Origin of the sequence: Nocardia mikamii NBRC 108933 (genome assembly GCF_001613505.1) — a bacterium.
GTDB classification, from domain to species: Bacteria; Actinomycetota; Actinomycetes; order Mycobacteriales; family Mycobacteriaceae; genus Nocardia; species Nocardia mikamii.
Genome location: NZ_BDCM01000002.1, coordinates 138,979 through 157,665 on the forward strand (window position 1 = coordinate 138,979; position 18,687 = coordinate 157,665).

An 18,687-nucleotide genomic window follows, 5' to 3' on the forward strand; every position below is an offset into this window, starting at 1 on the left:
CGGGTCGAGATCAACCCTTGCTTGGAGTGCACTCCAGCTCGTTAGCGTGGTTCACGCGGGCATACGCCGCCCGCCACCACCCATCCACCAGAGGGGTTTCATGAGCAAGGTTTGGTTCATCACCGGTGTCTCGCGCGGATTCGGTCGCGAATGGGCCCTCGCGGCCCTCGAACGCGGCGACCGGGTCGCCGGAACCGCGCGCAAGCCGGAGACGCTCGACGACATCGTCGCCGCCTACCCCGACACCTTCCTGCCGCTGCGGCTGGACGTCACCGACCGCGCGGGCGATTTCGCGGCGGTCGCCGAGGCGGCTCAGCGGTTCGGCCGCCTGGACGTCGTGGTCAACAACGCCGGTTACGGCCATTTCGGCATGATCGAGGAACTCACCGAGGACGAGATCCGCGCGCAGCTCGAGACCAATGTCTTCGGGGCGCTGTGGGTCACCCAGGCGGCGCTGCCGATTCTGCGCGAGCAGGGCAGCGGGCACATCATCCAGGTATCGAGTATCGGCGGGATCAGCGCCTTCCCGAATCTCGGCGCCTATCACGCGTCGAAGTGGGCGCTCGAGGGGTTCTCGCAGTCGCTGGCGCAGGAGGTCGCCGGTTTCGGCATCCACGTCACCTTGATCGAGCCGGGCGGGTTCAGCACCGATTGGGCCGGACCGTCATCGGTACACAGTGCGGAGAACCCGGCATACGACGAGGTGCGAGCGGCGCGCAATCGCACCCGTTCGGCCCAGCAGGCCGGCGAGCCGACGGCAACGCGGTCGGCGATCCTGGCGGTGGTCGACGCCGACAAACCGCCGTTGCGCCTGTTCCTGGGTACCGCGCCGCTGCGGATCGCCACCGCCGACTACGAGTCGCGGCTTTCGACCTGGCGCGAATGGGAGTCGGTAACGCTGGCGGCGCAGGGGGATTGATCCGGAACGAACCGTAGGGGACGCCGGCGGTACGAACCGGCGCTTCGCTCTCGGCACCCGGCCACCGAACCACCTCGGGGCGGAAAGTGCACGGCGCGAGCGGATCAGCCGGTCGCCGGTCGGCTTTCGGCAAGACTGCGCAAGGTCCGCACCGCGGCTCGTAGGTGCTGCAGCAGCGGAGTAGCCGAAATGGGCGCTCCCGCATCACCGTTCGCGTGAGCGGCGAGGTTGGCGGCGAGAGCATGGACGCGCGCGGCGGCCGCCGCCGCCCACGCCGGTTCCCGCCCCGCCGCCAGCAGGGCGCCGATGACGCCGGACAGGACGTCGCCGGCGCCTGCGGTGGCGGGCCAGGAACCGCCCGCCTCGTTGACGAGCGTCGGCTCGCCGGGGGTGGCGACCAGCGTGGACCGCCCCTTCAACAGGACCGTCACCTGCCATTTCTCGGCGAGTTCGCGTACCGCCGCCACTCGGTCGGGGCCGAGTTCACGGCCGGTCAGACGCGCGAATTCGCCTGCGTGCGGGGTCAATACGGTCGGTGCGCCGCGTCCGGAGACGAGCTCCGGCGTGGCGGCCAGCAGGGTCAATCCGTCGGCGTCGACCACCACCGGCAGATCGGTGGCCAGGATGTCCGTCAGGCGTTCGCGCGCCGCGTCGCCGGTGCCCGACCCCGGCCCGAACACCCAGGACTGCACCCGGCCGGTATCGGAAATACTCTCGGCCGCGATGACTTCCGGGAACTGCGCGAGCACTTGCGCGGCCGCGGTCCCGGCGTAACGCACCATGCCGGAGGTCGCGGCCACCGCGGCGCCGGTGCACAACACCGCGGCACCGGGATAGGTGTCGCTGCCGGCGTGGATTCCGGTCACACCCTGGGTGTACTTGTCGTCGTGCGGTCCGGGCACCGGCCAGTCGCGACCGATCGACACCGGCTCCAAGGCGGCCAGGGTCGGGGCGGGCAGCCGTAAACCGATGTCGATCAGCTCGATTCGCCCACACCAGGGCGCGGCCAGCGCGTGCACCGGTTTGTACGCACCGAAGGTCACCGTCACCGCGGCCCGGACCGCCGGGCCGTCCACCGCACCGGTATTCGGATCGACACCGCTCGGCAGATCGGCGGCGACGATCGGCGCCTCGACCGCCGCCACCAGTTCGGCGGCCCGCGGCCGCAGCGCACCCCGGCCGGAGATGCCGACGATCCCGTCGACCACCAGGTCCGGCGCGCCGAGCAGTTCCGCGGCCGATCCGGTGTCGGCCTCGCGAATCCGCCCGCCCGCCCGGCGCAGTGCCGCGAGCCCTTCCGCATGCGCGCGCTCGGGCGACAACAGCACCGCCGTCACCGCCACCCCGCGCCGGCGCAGCGTGGCGCCCGCCCAGAGCGCATCGCCACCGTTGTCCCCGGACCCGACGAGCAGAGTCACGGCCCGCCCGGCGACACCTCCGGTCCGTTCCCGCAGTTCGGCCGCAACCACATTCGCCAATCCGTACGCGGCGCGGCGCATCGGTACCCCCGCGGCGACCCGCTCGAACAGTTCGGCTTCGGCCGTTCGCACCTCGTCGACGGTGAAGTATCCCCGCAGGGCCGGTGCCATCATTCGCCTCCTCGTCGGGATCACGGTAGGAATCGCGCTCGAATCGGAACCTCCAGCAGAGTACGCCCGGAGAGCTCCGGTCTCCGGATGCCCGCGGTTGCCTCGCCGGCACCGCGCGCGGGTGCGGCGAACCGGACGCCACCGCCGGACTAGGCTCGTGGCCATGGCCCACCGCACCGTACGCATCCGCGCAGCGCGTTTCCTCCCGACCGCCGGAGCGCTGGTGGCTGCCGTGCTGATCGCCGGATGTGGTTCGAACACAACGACATCCACACCGTCGACCACGACCGCGGCCACACCGTCGGGCACCGCGGCAGCCTCGCCGACCTCCGCCCGACCGGCCTCGGTCACCGTGCGCGCCGAGGATATGAAGTTCTCCCCCGACGCCGTGACCGTGCAGGCGGGCGACACCGTGACCTGGAAGTTCTCCGACAAGGTGCCGCATGCCGTACAGGGCATCGGCGATGCGGCGATGGGCATCAACAGCCCCATCTTCACCGGCGGCGAGTGGAGCCACACCTTCGCGATCCCCGGTGTCTACCGCTACCTGTGCCCGCTGCATCCCGAGATGCGCGGCACGGTCACCGTGCGGTAGTCGCTGCCCCGTCCCCTGCCCGCGCCTCGCGACGGTTCAACGCCTCCACAGCCGTGACCAGCGGGGCGAGTTCGGGATCGGCCGCGGCCTCGCCGAGCGCCCGCGACAGGGCGGCATCGTGGGTGGGCCGCGCCTGTTCGAGCAGTTCGAGACCCACGGGCGTGACGTCGGTGTAGATGCCCCGGCGGTCGTCCGGACACAGATAGCGCTGCAGGAGACCGCGGTCCTCGAGCCGGGTCACCAGCCGCGTGGTCGCGCTCTGACTCAATGCCACCGAATCGGCGACCTGATTCATCCGCAGGTGGCCGCCGGGCCCGTCGTGCTGCCGGCTCAGCACGGTGAGCAGTGAATATTCGCGCACGCTGAGCTCGTGACCGGCCTGCAGGGCGCGTTCGATCCGCGCCTCGATCCGGTCGTGCAGCACGGAGAGCGCATACCAGCCATCCGCCAATCCGGTCAGCGCGGCTTCCGCGGTCATCGGCCCTCCTCCTGTCGCCTTCGTCCCCAGGATAACGCGCTTCCTCAATAGCGGGCGCTTGCAATTAACGCGCGTATGCAATTATTGTCTACGCCTGTAACGCCCGTCTACAACTTTGTGTGGAGGCTTGTACCGATGCCACTCGCACTTCTCGCACTCACCCTCGGCGCATTCGCCATCGGAACGACCGAATTCATCGTGGTCGGATTGCTGCCGGGAGTCGCGGACAGCTACGCGGTCTCGATCCCGACCGCCGGCTGGCTCGTCACCGGATATGCCCTCGGCGTGCTCGTCGGCGCGCCGGTGATGACCGGCCTCGGCACCCGCGTGTCACGCAAGCGCATGCTGTTGATCAGCCTGCTGCTCCTGATCGCCGGCAACGCATTGTCCGCCGCCGCACCGACTTTCGGCCTGATGCTGACGGGCCGCATCATCGCCTCACTGGCGCACGGCGCCTTCTTCGGCATCGGGGCGGTGGTCGCCGGATCGCTCGTCGCCCCGGACCGCCGCGCCGGTGCGATCGCCATGATGTTCACCGGACTCACCGTCGCGACCGTGGTCGGCGTTCCGCTGAGTACCCTGCTGGGTCAGCATTTCGGCTGGCGGCTCGCCTTCGCACTGGTCGCCGTCGTCGGCGCGCTCGCCTTCGGCGGAGTACTGGCGCTGGTACCCGATCGGCCCGCACCGCGCGATGCCCGGTTCACCCGGGAACTGGCGGTCCTGCGCAACCCGCAGGTCCTGCTGGCGATGGCCATGACCGTACTCGGCTTCGGCGGTGTCTTCGCCGCCATCACCTACCTCGCGCCGATGATGACCGAGGTCACCGGCTTCGCGGAAACCTCGGTCACCTGGATCATGGTGCTGTTCGGTCTGGGATTCCTGATCGGCAATCTGGTCGGCGGCCGCTACGCCGATCGTCACCTGCTGCCCATGCTCTACGTCACGCTGGCTGCGCTGGCCGTCGTCCTGGCCCTGTTCACACTCACCGCGCACAACAAGGTCGCGGCGGCGATCACCGTCGTCCTGATCGGAGCGCTGGGCTTCGCGACCGTGCCGCCGCTGCAGAAACGGGTTCTCGATCAGGCCGCGGCGGCGCCGACGCTGGCCTCCGCGCTGAATATCGGGGCCTTCAACCTCGGCAACGCGCTGGCGGCATGGCTCGGCGGGTCGGTCATCGCCGCGGGCTTCGGCTACACCGGTCCGAGTTGGGTCGGCGTGGTCCTGGCCACGAGCGCACTCGGCCTCGCCCTCTGGTCGGGCGCCCTGGAACGTCGCACGTCACGCTCCGTAGCTGCGACCGAAGAGCTTGTGGCCGTGGGAGATTGACCGGAGCGCCGACCGCTATTCGACGGTGACCGACTTCGCGAGATTGCGCGGTTTGTCGATGTCGTAGCCGCGGGTCTGCGCCACCTCGGCGGCGAAGATCTGCAGCGGCACCGTCGACAGCAGCGGCTGGAAGAGGGTCGGGGCGGCCGGGATCTCGATCAGATGGTCGGCGAACGGGCGGACCGTATCGTCCCCCTCCTCCGCGATCACGATGGTGCGCGCGCCGCGAGCCTGAATCTCGCGGATATTGCTGAGCAGCTTCGAATGCAGCACCGCGCGCCCCTTCGGGGAGGGCATCACCACGATCACCGGCAAGCCCTCCTCGATCAGCGCGATCGGGCCGTGCTTGAGTTCACCGGCGGCGAAACCCTCGGCGTGCATATAGGCCAGCTCTTTGAGTTTGAGCGCACCCTCGAGCGCGACCGGGTAGCCGACGTGGCGGCCGAGGAACAGCACCGTCGACTGATGCGCGAACCGGCGGGCGATCTCACGCACCTGCGGCGCGGTCTCGAGCACCCGCTCCACCAGCTTCGGCATGGCCTCCAGCTCACCGAACTCGCGGGCCACCTCGTCCGGGTACTTGGTGCCGCGCGCCTGCGCGAGGGCAAGGCCCACAAGGTAATTCGCGGTGATCTGAGCGAGGAAGGCCTTGGTCGAGGCGACGCCGATCTCCGGGCCGGTGCGGGTGTAGACCACGGCATCGGATTCGCGCGGAATCTGGGCGCCGTTGGTGTTGCAGATCGCGAGCACGCGCGCCTTCTGCTCCTTGGCGTGGCGCACCGCCTCCAGCGTGTCGGCGGTCTCACCGGACTGCGAGATAGCGACCACCAGCGTGGACCGGTCCAGGACCGGGTCGCGGTAGCGGAATTCGCTGGCCAGTTCGACCTCGACCGGAACCCGCGTCCAATGTTCGATCGCGTACTTGGCCAGCAGCCCGGCGTGATACGAACTGCCGCAGGCCACCACGAACACCTTGTCGAATTCGCGAAGTTCCTGGTCGGCGAGGCGCTGCTCGTCCAGCACGATGCGGCCGTTGTCGAAATGGCCCATCAGAGTCTCGGCCACCCCGGCGGGCTGCTCTTCGATCTCCTTGAGCATGAAGTAGTCGTGGCCGCCCTTCTCGGCGGCGGCCAGATCCCAGTCGATGGTGAACGGCCGGGTCCGCACACCCTCGGTCTCGCCGGCGAAATCGGTGACCACGTAGCTGTCGGCGGTGATCACCACGGCCTGGTCCTGACCGAGCTCGACCGCCTCGCGCGTGTGCTCGATGAACGCCGTCACATCCGAGGCGATGAACATCTCCCCCTTGCCCACACCGACGACCAGCGGTGTCGAGCGACGCGCGGCCACGATCGTGCCCGGATGATCGGCATGGGTGAACACCAGCGTGAACGCGCCCTCGAGCCGGCGCAGGACGGCCAGTGCGCTGCCGACGAAATCACCGGCCGTGGGCCCGGCCGCATAGGCCTGCGCGACCAGGTGCACCGCGACCTCGGTGTCGGTATCGCTGCGCAATTCGACCCCGGCATCCTCGAGCTCGCGCCGCAGCGGCGCGAAATTCTCGATGATGCCGTTGTGCACGACCGCGACCCGGCCCGCGAGGTCGCGGTGCGGGTGCGCGTTGCGATCGGTGGGCGCGCCGTGCGTGGCCCACCGGGTATGTCCCATACCGGTCGTACCGGCGAACGCGGCGGGACCGGCCTCGGCCAGCTCGGCCTCCAGATTGGCCAGCCGACCGGCCTTGCGCTCCACCGCGATAGTGCCCGCGCCGTCCAGGATCGCCACGCCCGCGGAGTCGTAGCCCCGGTACTCCATGCGGCGCAGTGCGTCCACGACGACGCCGAGCGCGTCCCGGTACCCGACGTAGCCAACGATTCCGCACATGGTGTCCCAGCCTACTTGGGCCGCGTGGACACGCGAATCGGCCTGCTATCGCAGCAGGTGGCGGCGTGTCCGGGCCGCTCCGCTCGCGACGGTGCCGCATTCCGGGCGACTCTCGGTAGAGTTCACCCCCGTGTCGGTGTCTGTGAAATCGCTTCTGAGCATTCTGACCAGCCCCGGTCCGCACCGGGTGATGCGCGGCAACCTCGGCATCGCCGGGCAGCCCGGTGTGGTGTACACGCCCGAAGAGGGCCACAACCTGCCGGCGGTCGCCTTCGGACACGGCTGGCTCGCCGGCGCCGGCAACTACCGCCGACTGCTCGAACATCTCGCGTCCTGGGGTTTCGTCGCCGCCGCACCCGACACCGAACGCGGCCCGCTGCCCTCGCACCTGAATCTGGCCACCGACCTGCTGACCACCCTCGACATCTGCGCGGGTGTGCGGCTGGGCGGCGGCAACATCAGCGTGCACCCGGACAAACTCGCGCTGGCGGGGCACGGAATGGGCGCGGGGGCCGCCGTCATCGCCGCCTCGCAGCGCAAGGTCGGCGCCGTGGCGGCCCTCTATCCGGCGCCCACCGCTCCGAGCGCGGAAGCTCTCGCACCCCAGATCGACACCCCGGCCCTCATCGTGGCCGGCGGTGTCGACATCTCCACCGGCACCTGCACCGCGCAGGCCCTCGCCACGGCCTGGTGCGGCCCGATGTCGCTGCGCACCGTCGACAAGGCCACCCACAACGGCATCGTCGAGGGCCGTCGCGCCCTGGCCGCCCTCGGCGCCGCCAAATACGAACCGAAGACCGAACGCATCACCCGCGCCCTCCTGGTCGGCTACCTCAGCTACCAACTCCTGGGCGACAAGAAGTATCAACCCTTCGCCGACCCCGAGGCCGACATCCCGCACACCGCGGCGGTCGACCCGGAAGCCACCGAAGAGCCCGAGCCCGAACACGTTTCGCCGCTGCAGCTCGTCCAGATGGCCCGCGCTCTGCGCAAGTAGAAGGCCGTCGCCCGGCGCGCCCGGGTATCCGGAACCGAAACCGCAGCGCGATCCGCTCAAAGGACGATACGAGCCCTGGACTCGTAAGCCGTTGTGCTACCGGCCAATCCTGATCTGTGGCGTACGAGCGCACAAATCCTGGCGGCCCCTCCGCGCCAGGACCTCTCGTTCAAGACGGCGAATTCCCCGACGGCACACCCGTCAACCGCACGGAAGGCTGGGGTCCCTTGTCAGTGCGCCTTTGCGCCGCGACCAGCACATCCAAAGCTGCCGCCGGGCCGTCGGTCGAAAACCGAAGGCACGCGGCTCACTTGCCCATCTTGCCCTTGTCCACCTGGACCCACTCGGTGCGGCCGTCGGGATAGTGGTGGAATTCCCACGCCGAGTAGTCGCCGCCGTCGTCGACGATGCTGACGTGGTCGGCGTAGCCGTCGTGGTCCATATCGGACCAGACTTCCATCGAGTGGTCGCTGTGGAAGGTTTCGGTGTCCAGGATGCCGTCGGCGTCGATGTCCTGGGACGGGTGGTTCAGCTCCACGGCGCCGATGCCGCCGAGGTCGGAGTGTGCGTCGACTTCCGGCAGGTCCAGGCCCGGCAGATCGCCCGAATGGATCATGTACGTGCTCCTCGAGGGACGTGCGGGAATTTCCTCCATCCTGGCATCCGGAAGTGGTGTGGCGCATCCCCGGTCCGGCATGTTGTGGATAACTTACCGGCGCCGAGGTGGGCCGAGGGTTTGCCTGTGGATAACTATCGTCCTGCCGCGCCCGGCTACTGCTTCGGGATGATGAGCCACAGGACCAGGTAGACGATGAACTGCGGGCCGGGCAGCAGGCAGGAGAGGACGAACAGCAGGCGGATCACGTTGGCGTTCCAGCCGAAGTATTCGGCGAGGCCACCGCAGACGCCGCCGATCCACTTGTCGGAGATCGATCGGGTGAGGCGGCGGGTGGGGGCGGTCATGACGCTCTCCTTCTGTCACGGTCGTGCGTGGTGATTCCACTGTGCTGTGCGGGCACCCTCGCGCGCATCGGGCGCAAGACCCATCCCGACCCTGATTTCCACGGCCCGGACTCGGGGTGATACCCCGAACCCGGCAGACTCATGGGCGTGAGTACGACTCTGCACGCGCACGGCCTCTCGGCGGGGCACGGAGACCGGGTGCTATTCGAGGACCTGGATCTGGTGCTGGCGCCCGGCGATGTGATCGGCCTGGTGGGGGTGAACGGAGCCGGCAAGTCGACGCTGCTGCGGATGCTGGCCGACCGCACCCCGCAGACGGGTCGGATCACGCTGAGCCCGCCCGATGCGACGATCGGCTACCTCGCGCAGGAACCGGAACGCCTGGCCGACGAGACGGTGGCCCGGTTCCTGGCCCGCCGGACCGGAGTGGCGGCTGCGCAGCGCACGATGGACGCCGCGGCCGAACGGCTGGCGACCGACGATTCCGCCGCCGAGGACTATTCGACCGCCCTGGAACGCTGGCTCGCACTGGGCGGCGCCGACCTGGAGCCGCGCGCCGACGAGGTGGCCGCCGAACTGGGACTCACCGAAAGTTTGCCGCAAGGCCTCGACACACCGATGGCCGCGCTGTCAGGTGGGCAGGCCGCGCGGGCCGGGCTGGCCTCGGTCCTGTTGTCGCGCTTCGACATTCTGCTGCTGGACGAGCCGACGAACGATCTCGACCTGGACGGCCTGGCCCGGCTGGAGAATTTCGTGACCGGGGTGCGGACGCCGTTGATGGTGATCAGTCACGATCGCGAATTCCTGGCGCGCACCGTCAACCGGATCGTCGAACTCGATCTCGCCCAGCAGCAGGTCGGCAGCTACGACGGAGGCTACGACTCGTACCTGGCCGAACGCGAGATCGCTCGCCGGCACGCGCGGGAGGCCTACGAGGACTACGCCGATACCAAGGCCGGGCTGGAAGCGCGGCAGGTGATGCAACGGAACTGGCTCGAGCACGGCGTGCGCAATGCGCGCCGCAAGGCTCGCGATCCGCGAAAGGTGGACTCCGACAAGGCCGGTCGCAAGATGCGGGCCGAATCCACCGAGAAGCAGGCGTCGAAGGTGCGCCAGACCCAGCGCCGCATCGAACGGCTGGAGGTGGTGGAGGAGCCGCGCAAGGAGTGGGAGTTGCGGATGTCGATCGCCTCCGCACCGCGCAGTGGCTCGGTGGTGGCGACGCTGTCCGATGCCGGCCTGTCGCGCGGCGAGTTCGTCCTCGGTCCGGTTACCACGCAGGTCGACTGGGGTGACCGGATCGTCCTGACCGGCCCCAACGGGTCGGGCAAATCCACGCTGCTGGCACTGCTGCTGGGCAAGGTAGCGCCGGATACCGGAACCGCCGCGCTGGGTTCGGGAGTGGCGATCGGCGAGGTCGATCAGGTCCGCGGACTGTTTCGTGGCACGGCCTCGCTCGCCGATACGTTCGGCGCCGAGGTACCCGACTGGCCGGAAGCGGAGATCCGCACACTGCTGGCCAAATTCGGGCTGCGCGGAGCTCACGTGCTGCGCGCCAACGACACCCTGTCGCCGGGTGAGCGCACGCGCGCCGCGCTGGCGCTGCTGCAGGCGCGCGGGGTCAACCTGCTGGTACTCGACGAACCGACCAACCATCTCGATCTGCCCGCGATCGAGCAGTTGGAGCAGGCCGTCGAATCCTTCGACGGCACACTGCTGTTGGTCACCCACGATCGCCGCATGCTCGATACCGTGCGGGCGACCCGGCGCTGGCACATGTCCGCCGGACAACTCACCGAAAACCGTTGAACCAGAACTCGCTCGGCGTAGCGATCGCGATGCCGCACGCGGCCGCCCAGGAAACCCGGATGGAACAGATACAACTCGGTGTGGACACCCGGGTCACCCTCCTGATCGCCGGTCTTCTCTTCGTCTGGGCCCTGCTGCTGGGCGTGTGGAAGTACCACGGGATGCGGACCTCGGCGGAGGGGCACGCGCATCCCTACGTCGATATCGCACACCGTGCGGCCCTGATGTACAGCTTCGCCGCGCTGCTGCTCGCGGTCTTCGTGGAACTGTCGGACTGGCCGACTGTAGTGAATCTCGTTGCGGCGCTGCTGGTTCTCGGCTTCTTCGCCGGTGCCGTCGCCTCCTACTGCCTGCACGGGCTGCGGCGGGATACGGCCAATCAATTCCGCGGCGACATCGGGCTGCCGCTGCGGTCGGCCATGTACGCGTTGATCGCCTGTGAGATCGGCGGCTTCCTCGTGCCGTTCACCGGGTTCGTGCACGCCCGGTTCTGAACCCGGATGTGGTTCAGCCGGCCGCGATCCCGGTGATCAGCGTGCGCCCCGATTCCGCTCGGGTGCTGATAATCTGGGTGAACGCATGCGGCTGTTCGTCCGGCTTCTGCTGGGTGAGGCGGACCTCCCACTGTCCCTCGTCGCCGGTTCGGGTGATCTGCACGCAGTAGCGGGTGCCGACCGGCACCTGATTGATGCCGCGCTGGATCTGGTCGGCCGGCGGCACCGACGAGTCGTCGGCGACGACCGCGCGGGCGGCATACCCCGAACGCTGAACGTAGTACGCCCGCTCGAAGGCCAGAATGGCGTCCGGACCACTCGCGGTGCCTCCGGGGTCGGTCCCGGAGACCACCTCCGCGGTGCGCTGCTGCTCGCAGCCGTCGGTGGCGATCGTCGAGGTCGCCGCGGCCGTGGTCGTGGGCGGCGGCGCGGTCGCGCTCACCGTGGTGGGCACCGGCACCGCCGCGACCATCGGTGGTTTGGTCGCGACCGGCTGGGACCGCTTTCCGGTGTGGATGACGGTCAGCACCACCGAGACGACGACGATGCCGACACCGATCAAAGTGAGTGCGGCCAGCAGCTTTTCACCGCGACGGTGGTCGCGGCGCGGGCCGGCCGGGCGTGGGCGCGGACGCCGCAACGCGGGACCGGGGTTACCGCCCGAGCGGTCGACGATATGCGGAACCAGCGTCGACTTGTCGACCAGATCCGGATCGGTCAGCGGCCCACCGACCGGGATGCGTCGCGGTTCCGGTTCCACCTCCGGCTCGGGCTCCGGGGTCGTGCGCTGCCCCGGTTCCAGCCACTGCTCCCACTCCCCCGACGGATAGGCGGTCGACGCCGGGCCGGGCCGCGCCGGCGGCACGGCGACGGCGCCGTGATACGCCGCCGCGGCCGGGCGGTTCGGACTTCGCCGGCCCGGCCGCCGCTTGCGGCCCTGCTTGCCGACGGGAGTCCGGACCATCGGCAGGCCGAGGTCGAACGGGTTGTCCTCCTGCGGGTCCGGCTCAGACCGTGTCATCGCCGAAGTCGCCGATCACGGCGGCGGGAACCGTTGTCTCGGCCGCCGGCACGGTGACACCGAGCTGGCCGTCGCGAGGTTTGTGGTCCTGTCCGCCACCGGACGGCGGCGGCAAAGCCATACCTCCGGCCACCCCGCCCGGATGCGCCGGCTCCGGCGGGGGTGCCGGTGCGGGGGCGGGCGCCGGTGGCCTCGGCATCGGCGCAGGGTCGGCAGGTGGCGGAAGGATCGACGACGGTGACGGGGGCGGCGGATCGGATTTGTCGGCCGGGGCCTTGTCGGCCGGCACCTTGTCGGGTGCCGGTGCGCCCGGAATGATCGAGCCCGGTCCCGTCGTTCCGGGGGCCGTCTTGCCGGGACCGAAGTCGAACAGCTTCGCCGAATCTCCGGAATTCCCCGCCGGATTGGTCTTGTCACCGGTCGCGTGGTCCGGGTTGATCAGCTGCGGTATCGCCTGGTCGACCGAGGAGGCCACCGTGTCGATGGTGTGCGTGCCGACCTCGGCGATCTTGTCGATCAAATGGGTACCGATGTCCACACCGGCATTGATGGCCGAGGTGCCGACCTGCACACCGGCCTGCACGAGCAGCTGCTGTAGTTGCAGCTGGGCCATCTGCGCCGGGTCTATCGGCTGGCCGGGCGCCACGCCGTATTGCGCTGGGGCCGTGCCGTATTGGCCCGGAATCGCACCGTAGGCGCTGGGCAGGACCGTAGCGGGCGTATCTCCCCATGACTGCGAGGAGTTCAGCGCGGCCGGCGTGGTGACCGTGAGCGGACCCATCTCGTCCAGACGGCGCGAGTGATCGTCCATTTCGGTGCGTGCGGAGGTGACGGTGGTGATCGCGTCGCGCAGCGCCTGGGTGGCCCGGTTGATCACCGCGTCGGTATCCGGCGCGGCGGTGGCGTTGCCGAGGATGGTTCGAGCGTCGCGCCGGAAATCGGCGATGATCCGGTCCATCCGGCCGGCCGCCCGCGCACTGGTCGCGTGGGCGTCGGCCAGGACGCCCAGGTAGGCCGGGCCCCGGTCGGAGATGTCACCGATCTGAGTCTGGGTGGTGCGCAATGCCGGAACGGCCGCGTCGGAGCCCGGACCCGTCCAGGTGGATTCCAGCGCGTGGACGCCGTCGCGGTGTGGTCCCTCGGTGTCGGCGGCCTGCGTGGACGCGCTGGACAGAGCGCCGGTGATGGTCGCGGCCGGCGTCGCGACCCCGGTGCCCAGTGCGGCACGCAGGTCCAGCAGCGGCCGGACCAGGGTCGCGACGATCGGCGGATCCACGGACGGATCGGATGTCGTTGCGGGCGTGGTGGTGTCGTTGCGCGCGGCGGTGGGCCGGCGACGCAATGCTGTGGGACGCCTCATGACCGCGACTCCGTCCGGGTGATCGCGATGGCCGAATCCTCGTCGGTGCCCTGCACGCCCGCGGTATAGGTGTGCAGTCCACGTCCGTAGGCCGAGACCAGTTTGCCCGCGGTCGACAGCGCCTGCGCGTGTTCGGAGACCGCGGCCGCGAATTTGGCGGCGAAGTCCGCTCCCACCAACCCCAGGTCGGTGGCCAGCTGCTGTGGATCGACCGCACCGGCTGTCGCGGACGCCGCCGAAGCGAGCTGTTGGGAAACGGTATTCGCGATGGCCGTATACGCCGCCATCGCCTCGGGATCGACCCGCATCACCGTATCCGGAGCGGATGCGGTGGCGGTCGGCGGCGGCGCCGAATGCGCGGAGTCGTCGAGCGTCGGAGACTTGTCAAGCTTCAGCGGGTCCACTGTTCCCCCTCACGGAAATCAAGCTTCGCTGTCGCGCCATGATCTGCGTCCAACCATACTTCCCGGAGCCGACAGTCGCGCCCCGATCTCCGGGACCGTCGGCGCGCCGACGACCTCCGCACGCCCCCTCCGGGATCCGTCGCCGACCGCCGACACTTGCGATGACCAGCCGATTTTCGAACGATGACGGGCGAGTCCCGCCATCGTGGCCGCGGCGCCCACCGCTCGGCAACGACCTATACAGCCGCACCCCTACGCGGCGTACGCACCCCGTTCATCGCGCCGCCGACGTGCCCGCGGCGCTCAGACCGCGGACACACACTTGGCGAGATCGTCGGCGAGTTGTTTGGCACGATGCGAATCGGTCGCCTCGACCATGACCCGGATCAGCTGTTCGGTCCCGCTCGGGCGCAACAGGACTCGGCCGTTGTCACCGAGCGCGCGCTCGGCCTCGGCCACCGCCTCGCGAACCTCCGGCGCGGCCGCGACCGCGGCTTTGTCGGCGACCGGGACATTGACCAGAACCTGCGGCACGGTCGTCATGACGCTCGCCAGATCGGCCAGGCCACGACCGGTTTCGACCATCCGGGCCATCAGTTTCAGACCCGTCAGCAGCCCGTCGCCCGTGGTGCCGTACCGCGGGAAGACCAGATGTCCGGACTGCTCACCGCCCAGGCTGTAGCCACCGCGACGCAACTCCTCCAGTACGTAGCGATCGCCGACCGCGGTGGTGCGCACGGTGATTCCCGCATCGCGGAGCGCGATGTGCAGACCCAGATTGCTCATCACGGTCGCTACCAGGGTGTCCTGCACCAGCTCGCCCGATTCGTGCATCGCCAGGGCGAGGATCGCCATGATCGCGTCGCCGTCGACGACGGAACCGGAACCGTCCACCGCCAGGCAGCGATCGGCGTCGCCGTCGTGGGCCAGGCCCAGATCGGCGCCGTGTTCGAGCACCGCGCGCTGAATATTTTCGAGATGCGTGGACCCGCATCGTTCGTTGATGTTGAGCCCGTTCGGCTCGGCGTTGATCGCGACCACGCGCGCGCCCGCCTCACGGTACGCGGCCGGGCCGACGTCGGAGGCCGCGCCGTGCGCACAGTCGACGACCACGGTGATGCCGGACAGATCGCGGCCGGTGGCCTCCACCAGATGTTCGACATAGCGCTCGTGGGTGCCGGCCAGGCTGTAATGGTCCTCGACATGACCATCGACGCCGGAGAGGCTGAGCACCCGGCCGATGCCGGCGCCGGTCGGGCGGACGAAACTCTTCGCGCGGACCAGTTCCTCGATCTTGTCCTCGACGCTGTCGTCGAGTTTGTGACCGCCCGCGGCGAAGATCTTGATGCCGTTGTCCGGCATGGCGTTGTGCGAGGCGGAGATCATCACGCCCAGGCAGGCGTCATAGGCGGCGGTCAGATACGCGACCGCCGGGGTCGGCAGGACCCCGACCGAGAGCACACTCATTCCGGCGGCGGTCAGACCGGCGGTCACCGCGGCCTCCAGCATCTCGCCGCTGGCGCGCGGATCGCGGCCGACCACCGCCACCGCGCGCGATCTGCCCCGGCCCAGCACCTGTGCCGCGGCCGCCGAAATCTGCAGTGCCAGTTCCGGACTCAGCGAGTCGTTGGCAAGGCCACGGACTCCGTCGGTACCGAACAAACGCCCCATCTATCTCGCCCCTCGAGTTGAATTGCGGTGAGCGCGGAGACCCTGCGTCGCGGACGCAGGCTGCCCGCCCCGGCCTACCGTCGATCGATACAGCACGAGAGCAGGCGCCCGGGAGTGGGCGCCTGCTCTCGTACGGGGTCGCGCCGGCCGTGCTCCCACCGGCACACCGTGCGGGTGCGGGTGGGAGCGGCCGCGCGCTGCAAGATCAGCGCTTCGAGTACTGCGGAGCCTTGCGGGCCTTCTTGAGGCCGTACTTCTTACGCTCGGTGGCACGCGGGTCACGCGTCAGGAAGCCGGCCCGCTTCAGGGCGGGGCGGTCGTCCGGGGTGACCTCGATCAGCGCGCGGGCGATGGCGAGGCGCAGCGCGCCGGCCTGACCCGACGGGCCGCCGCCGACCAGGCGGGCGTGCACATCGAAGGCTTCGGTGCGCTCGACGGTGACCAGCGGGGACTTCACCAGCTGCTGGTGCACCTTGTTCGGGAAGTAGTCCTCGATGGTGCGGCCGTTGAGCACGAACTGGCCGGAACCCGGGACCAGGCGAACCCGGACCACGGCCTCCTTGCGGCGGCCGACCGTCTGCACGGGGCGGTCGATCACGACCGGCGCGGCGAAGCCCTCGGACTCGGTGTACTCGGCGTCGTAGCCGGCACCCTCGTCGACGACCTCCACGGCGGCGTCTTCGACGTATTCCTCGTTGAATTCCTCAGGAGCGGTCACTGGGCCACCTGCTTGATCTCGAACGGAACGGGCTGCTGGGCCGCGTGCGGATGCGACGCGCCACCGTAGACCTTCAACTTGCGCGCGATCTGGTTGCCCAGCTTGTTCTTCGGGATCATGCCCTTGACGGCACGCTCCACGACGCGCTCCGGCCGGGTGTCGAGCAGCTGCCCGACAGACCGGGACTTCAGGCCACCGGGGTGCCCGGAGTGGGTGTAGAGGAGCTTGTCCTCGCGCTTGTTGCCGGAGACGGCAACCTTGTCGGCGTTGATGATGATGACGAAGTCGCCACCATCGACGTTGGGGGCGTAGGTCGGCTTGTTCTTGCCACGCAGCAGATTCGCTGCCTGCACGGCAAGGCGGCCGAGCACTACGTCAGTGGCGTCGATGACGTACCACTGCCGGGTCACGTCACCCGCCTTCGGGCTGTACGTAGGCACAGTGCTTCCCTGTCTGTCGTTGATGTTCTGCCAGCCAGGCGAACGGTCGAGTGATCCCGGCGGCCGGTGGAGACCCGGGGCTCGTGTGACGGCACGGACGAATTCGCGACGTACCGCACGCCGAACGACGACGATACCAGCACCGGTTCGGGGTCCCGAAATCGCCTCCGCACTCGTCAGATGTGAATCGGTGGACCCGAGTCGAACGTACCGGGGACCGTCGGGACGACGTAGTGCAGATTGTCGACCGCCAGATGCGCGCAGGGATGGTCGGCTACCGTTCGCATACCCGGCCCCGGACGCTCGACGGCGTTCGGGGTGACCGAGCAGGCCGGGCTGGCCTCGGGTGCGCGTGACACCTTGTCCACGGCCGGCCACGAGCCGAAATCGGATCCCGCGCCGAGACCACTCGGCGAGCGCGCGTCGAAGGCCGCGGCGCCGTCGGTCCGCGCATCGGAGGTTCCGGCTGCCGCAGCGGCGGCCGCCGCCGAGCTGTGTCCGGGAAGCGGCTGCGCCAGGTGATCCGCCTCACCGTCGGCATGGATCGCCAGCGCCGCCAGCGCTACCGCTCCGACGATCGTCGGGGCGCCGAACAGATTGTCCTTGACCTTGCTCCACAGTTTGCCCTTGTGGGCGTGTTCCTCTTCATCCGGTTGTTCCCCGGCCGATGACCGACCACCGGATTCGGTGGTCCGCTGATCATCGACCGGGCCGGCCGGGGGGCGGGTGAACCTGCTTTCCAACTGGCCGGCCTCCCGGGTCAACCGGGTGGTCGGCTCGCCGGTGGGCAGCGGCTGGGGGGCCGATCCCGGCCCGAGGTCACGCGCCGCATGCCGGCCCTCGGCGCCCCCGTGCGGATTCGGCGGCTCCGGGCGACGATGCGGTTCGGCGGGCGGGAGGGCGGGTTCCGGCGCACCGGCGTCCTGCCACGCATGACGGCCCGCGTTCTCGGACCGGGAATCCGACTGCGGCGCGCCGCGATTCGGGATGCTCTGATTCGACGCCGCCTGCATCGGCCCGGGTCGCGGCGGACCCGGCTGCTTCGGCACCGCGGTACCCGGCTGATTCGGCACCGCCGGACCCGGCTGATTCGACACCGCCGGACCCGGCTGATTCGACACCGGAGCCGGGCCCTGCTCCGCCTCGGCGTATTCGCTGTCGGTGACGAGCAGATGCGCCGCACCCAGCACCAGGGCGTGCATCGGATGATCGGCGACCCGCAGCCGGGCGCCCAGATGGTTCTGGAACGCCAGCCGCAGCGCGTCGTTGAAGCACACGTTGCCGGTGAGCAGCACCGTCGAGGTGTCGGCGCCGATCGAGCGGGCCGCGGCCATCACCTCGATGACCACGTTGTCCGCCGAATGGGCGTCCCGCATCGAATCCGGTGTGATCGGCACGCCGACCGATTCGGTGGGCTGCTCGTCGTCCCCGTCGACGGCCACCACCAGGCAGACCCGGCCGTCGGAATAGACGCCGGTCGCGCCCACGCCCCGGCGGCCGTGCGCGGGCGGCTGCACCAGCCCGAGGGCCCGCACGTAGCCGGACAGCGCCACGGATTCGGGCAGCGGGTCGGTGACGACGTCCATCTGCTCGACCAGACGGCAGTACTCCTCGACCTTCTCGTCGGGCCAGTCGTCCGGGAACGGCAACGCCACCACGTCGGGCTTGCCGCGCAACCGGGTGCCGATCGCGGCGAGCGGGTTGTAGAGCCGGGCACGGAACACCAACTCCGCCGGCCAGGTCGCCCCGGCGATGCGGATCTGCTGATGCCCGAGGATGTCACGCACGTCGGAGACCGCGATGCCCAGATCGGGCCGCTGCCGGTCCACGCCCGCGGTGTGCAGTCGCCCGGACTTGTCCGCCAGCAAATACGCAGGCGGCGTATATGTGCCTTCCACCTGGACCGGGCGGATCGGTGTCCCACCGCCACCGGCGGCCACGGACACCACATCCCATCCGAGATGTATCGCCCCAACTCGAGCCGTCACATGCATAAGTGTGCCTGCTGTCGCGCCGGGA

18 protein-coding genes are annotated in these 18,687 nt (G+C 69.6%); 6 read left to right on the plus strand and 12 right to left on the minus strand.

Annotation, left to right across the window (positions count from 1 at the left end; translation table 11 throughout):
• Positions 1-100: 100 nt before the first annotated feature.
• Complete coding sequence (locus NMI01S_RS01215) at positions 101-919, plus strand: SDR family oxidoreductase (protein WP_062994184.1); 819 nt, start codon at positions 101-103, stop codon at positions 917-919.
• Between the two features lie 104 nt (positions 920-1,023).
• Here NMI01S_RS01215 and NMI01S_RS01220 read toward each other — a convergent pair whose 3' ends face one another.
• Positions 1,024-2,511 (minus strand): NAD(P)H-hydrate dehydratase, encoded by a 1,488-nt coding sequence (locus tag NMI01S_RS01220; RefSeq protein WP_245716653.1) that lies wholly within the window; start codon positions 2,509-2,511, stop codon positions 1,024-1,026.
• Positions 2,512-2,671: 160 nt separating this feature from the next.
• Between NMI01S_RS01220 and NMI01S_RS01225 the strand changes: the two genes are divergently transcribed.
• Positions 2,672-3,103: a plastocyanin/azurin family copper-binding protein gene (locus NMI01S_RS01225; RefSeq protein WP_062994185.1), complete on the plus strand. Its 432-nt coding sequence runs from the start codon at positions 2,672-2,674 to the stop codon at positions 3,101-3,103.
• Here NMI01S_RS01225 and NMI01S_RS01230 read toward each other — a convergent pair.
• Positions 3,090-3,581, minus strand: a complete 492-nt coding sequence (locus NMI01S_RS01230; protein ID WP_062994186.1) for a MarR family winged helix-turn-helix transcriptional regulator — start codon at positions 3,579-3,581, stop codon at positions 3,090-3,092. The two genes, NMI01S_RS01225 and NMI01S_RS01230, sit on opposite strands and share 14 nt — an antisense overlap.
• Positions 3,582-3,716: 135 nt before the next feature.
• Here NMI01S_RS01230 and NMI01S_RS01235 point away from each other — a divergent pair, with 135 nt between their 5' ends.
• Positions 3,717-4,907, plus strand: a complete 1,191-nt coding sequence (locus NMI01S_RS01235; RefSeq protein WP_062994187.1) for an MFS transporter — start codon at positions 3,717-3,719, stop codon at positions 4,905-4,907.
• A gap of 15 nt (positions 4,908-4,922) precedes the next feature.
• Here NMI01S_RS01235 and glmS read toward each other — a convergent pair whose 3' ends face one another.
• Positions 4,923-6,791: a glutamine--fructose-6-phosphate transaminase (isomerizing) gene (gene glmS / locus NMI01S_RS01240; RefSeq protein WP_062994188.1), complete on the minus strand. Its 1,869-nt coding sequence runs from the start codon at positions 6,789-6,791 to the stop codon at positions 4,923-4,925.
• 130 nt (positions 6,792-6,921) lie between these two features.
• Between glmS and NMI01S_RS01245 the strand changes: the two genes are divergently transcribed.
• Positions 6,922-7,788: a dienelactone hydrolase family protein gene (locus NMI01S_RS01245; protein WP_062994189.1), complete on the plus strand. Its 867-nt coding sequence runs from the start codon at positions 6,922-6,924 to the stop codon at positions 7,786-7,788.
• 307 nt (positions 7,789-8,095) lie between these two features.
• Here NMI01S_RS01245 and NMI01S_RS01250 read toward each other — a convergent pair whose 3' ends face one another.
• Together NMI01S_RS01250 and NMI01S_RS01255 are read right to left on the minus strand one after the other, a co-directional pair.
• A complete protein-coding gene (locus NMI01S_RS01250; RefSeq protein WP_030513482.1) occupies positions 8,096-8,404 on the minus strand; it encodes a DUF6802 family protein in 309 nt (102 codons plus the stop codon).
• Between the two features lie 155 nt (positions 8,405-8,559).
• Positions 8,560-8,751, minus strand: a complete 192-nt coding sequence (locus NMI01S_RS01255) for a PspC domain-containing protein (RefSeq protein ID WP_062994190.1) — start codon at positions 8,749-8,751, stop codon at positions 8,560-8,562.
• A 141-nt stretch (positions 8,752-8,892) separates the two neighbouring features.
• On the opposite strand from NMI01S_RS01255, the gene NMI01S_RS01260 reads away from it, so the two are divergent.
• Both NMI01S_RS01260 and NMI01S_RS01265 read left to right on the plus strand, forming a co-directional pair.
• Entirely contained in the window at positions 8,893-10,560 is a 1,668-nt protein-coding gene (locus tag NMI01S_RS01260) for an ABC-F family ATP-binding cassette domain-containing protein (protein ID WP_439956215.1), read from the plus strand.
• Positions 10,561-10,619: 59 nt separating this feature from the next.
• Positions 10,620-11,054, plus strand: coding sequence for a hypothetical protein (locus NMI01S_RS01265; protein ID WP_062994262.1), 435 nt, complete (start codon positions 10,620-10,622; stop codon positions 11,052-11,054).
• Between the two features lie 13 nt (positions 11,055-11,067).
• Here NMI01S_RS01265 and NMI01S_RS01270 read toward each other — a convergent pair whose 3' ends face one another.
• The 7 genes from NMI01S_RS01270 to NMI01S_RS35735 form a co-directional block, all read right to left on the minus strand.
• Positions 11,068-12,075, minus strand: coding sequence for a DUF8176 domain-containing protein (locus tag NMI01S_RS01270; RefSeq protein WP_062994191.1), 1,008 nt, complete (start codon positions 12,073-12,075; stop codon positions 11,068-11,070).
• A complete protein-coding gene (locus tag NMI01S_RS01275; RefSeq protein WP_062994192.1) occupies positions 12,062-13,435 on the minus strand; it encodes a hypothetical protein in 1,374 nt (457 codons plus the stop codon). Before NMI01S_RS01275 ends, NMI01S_RS01270 begins: the two co-directional genes overlap by 14 nt.
• Positions 13,432-13,839, minus strand: a complete 408-nt coding sequence (locus NMI01S_RS01280) for a type VII secretion target (RefSeq protein ID WP_245716654.1) — start codon at positions 13,837-13,839, stop codon at positions 13,432-13,434. Before NMI01S_RS01280 ends, NMI01S_RS01275 begins: the two co-directional genes overlap by 4 nt.
• A gap of 303 nt (positions 13,840-14,142) precedes the next feature.
• Positions 14,143-15,510, minus strand: a complete 1,368-nt coding sequence (glmM, locus tag NMI01S_RS01285) for a phosphoglucosamine mutase (RefSeq protein WP_062994193.1) — start codon at positions 15,508-15,510, stop codon at positions 14,143-14,145.
• Positions 15,511-15,715: 205 nt separating this feature from the next.
• Positions 15,716-16,228, minus strand: coding sequence for a 30S ribosomal protein S9 (gene rpsI, locus NMI01S_RS01290; RefSeq protein ID WP_062994194.1), 513 nt, complete (start codon positions 16,226-16,228; stop codon positions 15,716-15,718).
• Positions 16,225-16,668 (minus strand): 50S ribosomal protein L13, encoded by a 444-nt coding sequence (rplM, locus tag NMI01S_RS01295; RefSeq protein WP_036498285.1) that lies wholly within the window; start codon positions 16,666-16,668, stop codon positions 16,225-16,227. Before rplM ends, rpsI begins: the two co-directional genes overlap by 4 nt.
• A 176-nt stretch (positions 16,669-16,844) precedes the next feature.
• Positions 16,845-18,656, minus strand: a complete 1,812-nt coding sequence (locus NMI01S_RS35735) for a hypothetical protein (protein WP_245716655.1) — start codon at positions 18,654-18,656, stop codon at positions 16,845-16,847.
• Between the last annotated feature and the right edge of the window lie 31 nt (positions 18,657-18,687).

Bases quoted from the DNA above. Each gene is read 5' to 3' on its own strand.
- NMI01S_RS01230 (WP_062994186.1), bottom strand. From the start codon at position 3,581: ATGACCGCGGAAGCCGCGCTGACCGGATTGGCGGATGGCTGGTATGCG.
- NMI01S_RS01215 (WP_062994184.1), top strand. From the start codon at position 101: ATGAGCAAGGTTTGGTTCATCACCGGTGTCTCGCGCGGATTCGGTCGC.
- NMI01S_RS01275 (WP_062994192.1), bottom strand. From the start codon at position 13,435: ATGAGGCGTCCCACAGCATTGCGTCGCCGGCCCACCGCCGCGCGCAAC.
- NMI01S_RS01260 (WP_439956215.1), top strand. From the start codon at position 8,893: ATGGGCGTGAGTACGACTCTGCACGCGCACGGCCTCTCGGCGGGGCAC.
- glmS (WP_062994188.1), bottom strand. From the start codon at position 6,791: ATGTGCGGAATCGTTGGCTACGTCGGGTACCGGGACGCGCTCGGCGTC.
- glmM (WP_062994193.1), bottom strand. From the start codon at position 15,510: ATGGGGCGTTTGTTCGGTACCGACGGAGTCCGTGGCCTTGCCAACGAC.
- NMI01S_RS01270 (WP_062994191.1), bottom strand. From the start codon at position 12,075: ATGACACGGTCTGAGCCGGACCCGCAGGAGGACAACCCGTTCGACCTC.
- NMI01S_RS01265 (WP_062994262.1), top strand. From the start codon at position 10,620: ATGGAACAGATACAACTCGGTGTGGACACCCGGGTCACCCTCCTGATC.
- NMI01S_RS01235 (WP_062994187.1), top strand. From the start codon at position 3,717: ATGCCACTCGCACTTCTCGCACTCACCCTCGGCGCATTCGCCATCGGA.
- NMI01S_RS01250 (WP_030513482.1), bottom strand. From the start codon at position 8,404: ATGATCCATTCGGGCGATCTGCCGGGCCTGGACCTGCCGGAAGTCGAC.
- NMI01S_RS01255 (WP_062994190.1), bottom strand. From the start codon at position 8,751: ATGACCGCCCCCACCCGCCGCCTCACCCGATCGATCTCCGACAAGTGG.
- NMI01S_RS01225 (WP_062994185.1), top strand. From the start codon at position 2,672: ATGGCCCACCGCACCGTACGCATCCGCGCAGCGCGTTTCCTCCCGACC.
- NMI01S_RS01220 (WP_245716653.1), bottom strand. From the start codon at position 2,511: ATGATGGCACCGGCCCTGCGGGGATACTTCACCGTCGACGAGGTGCGA.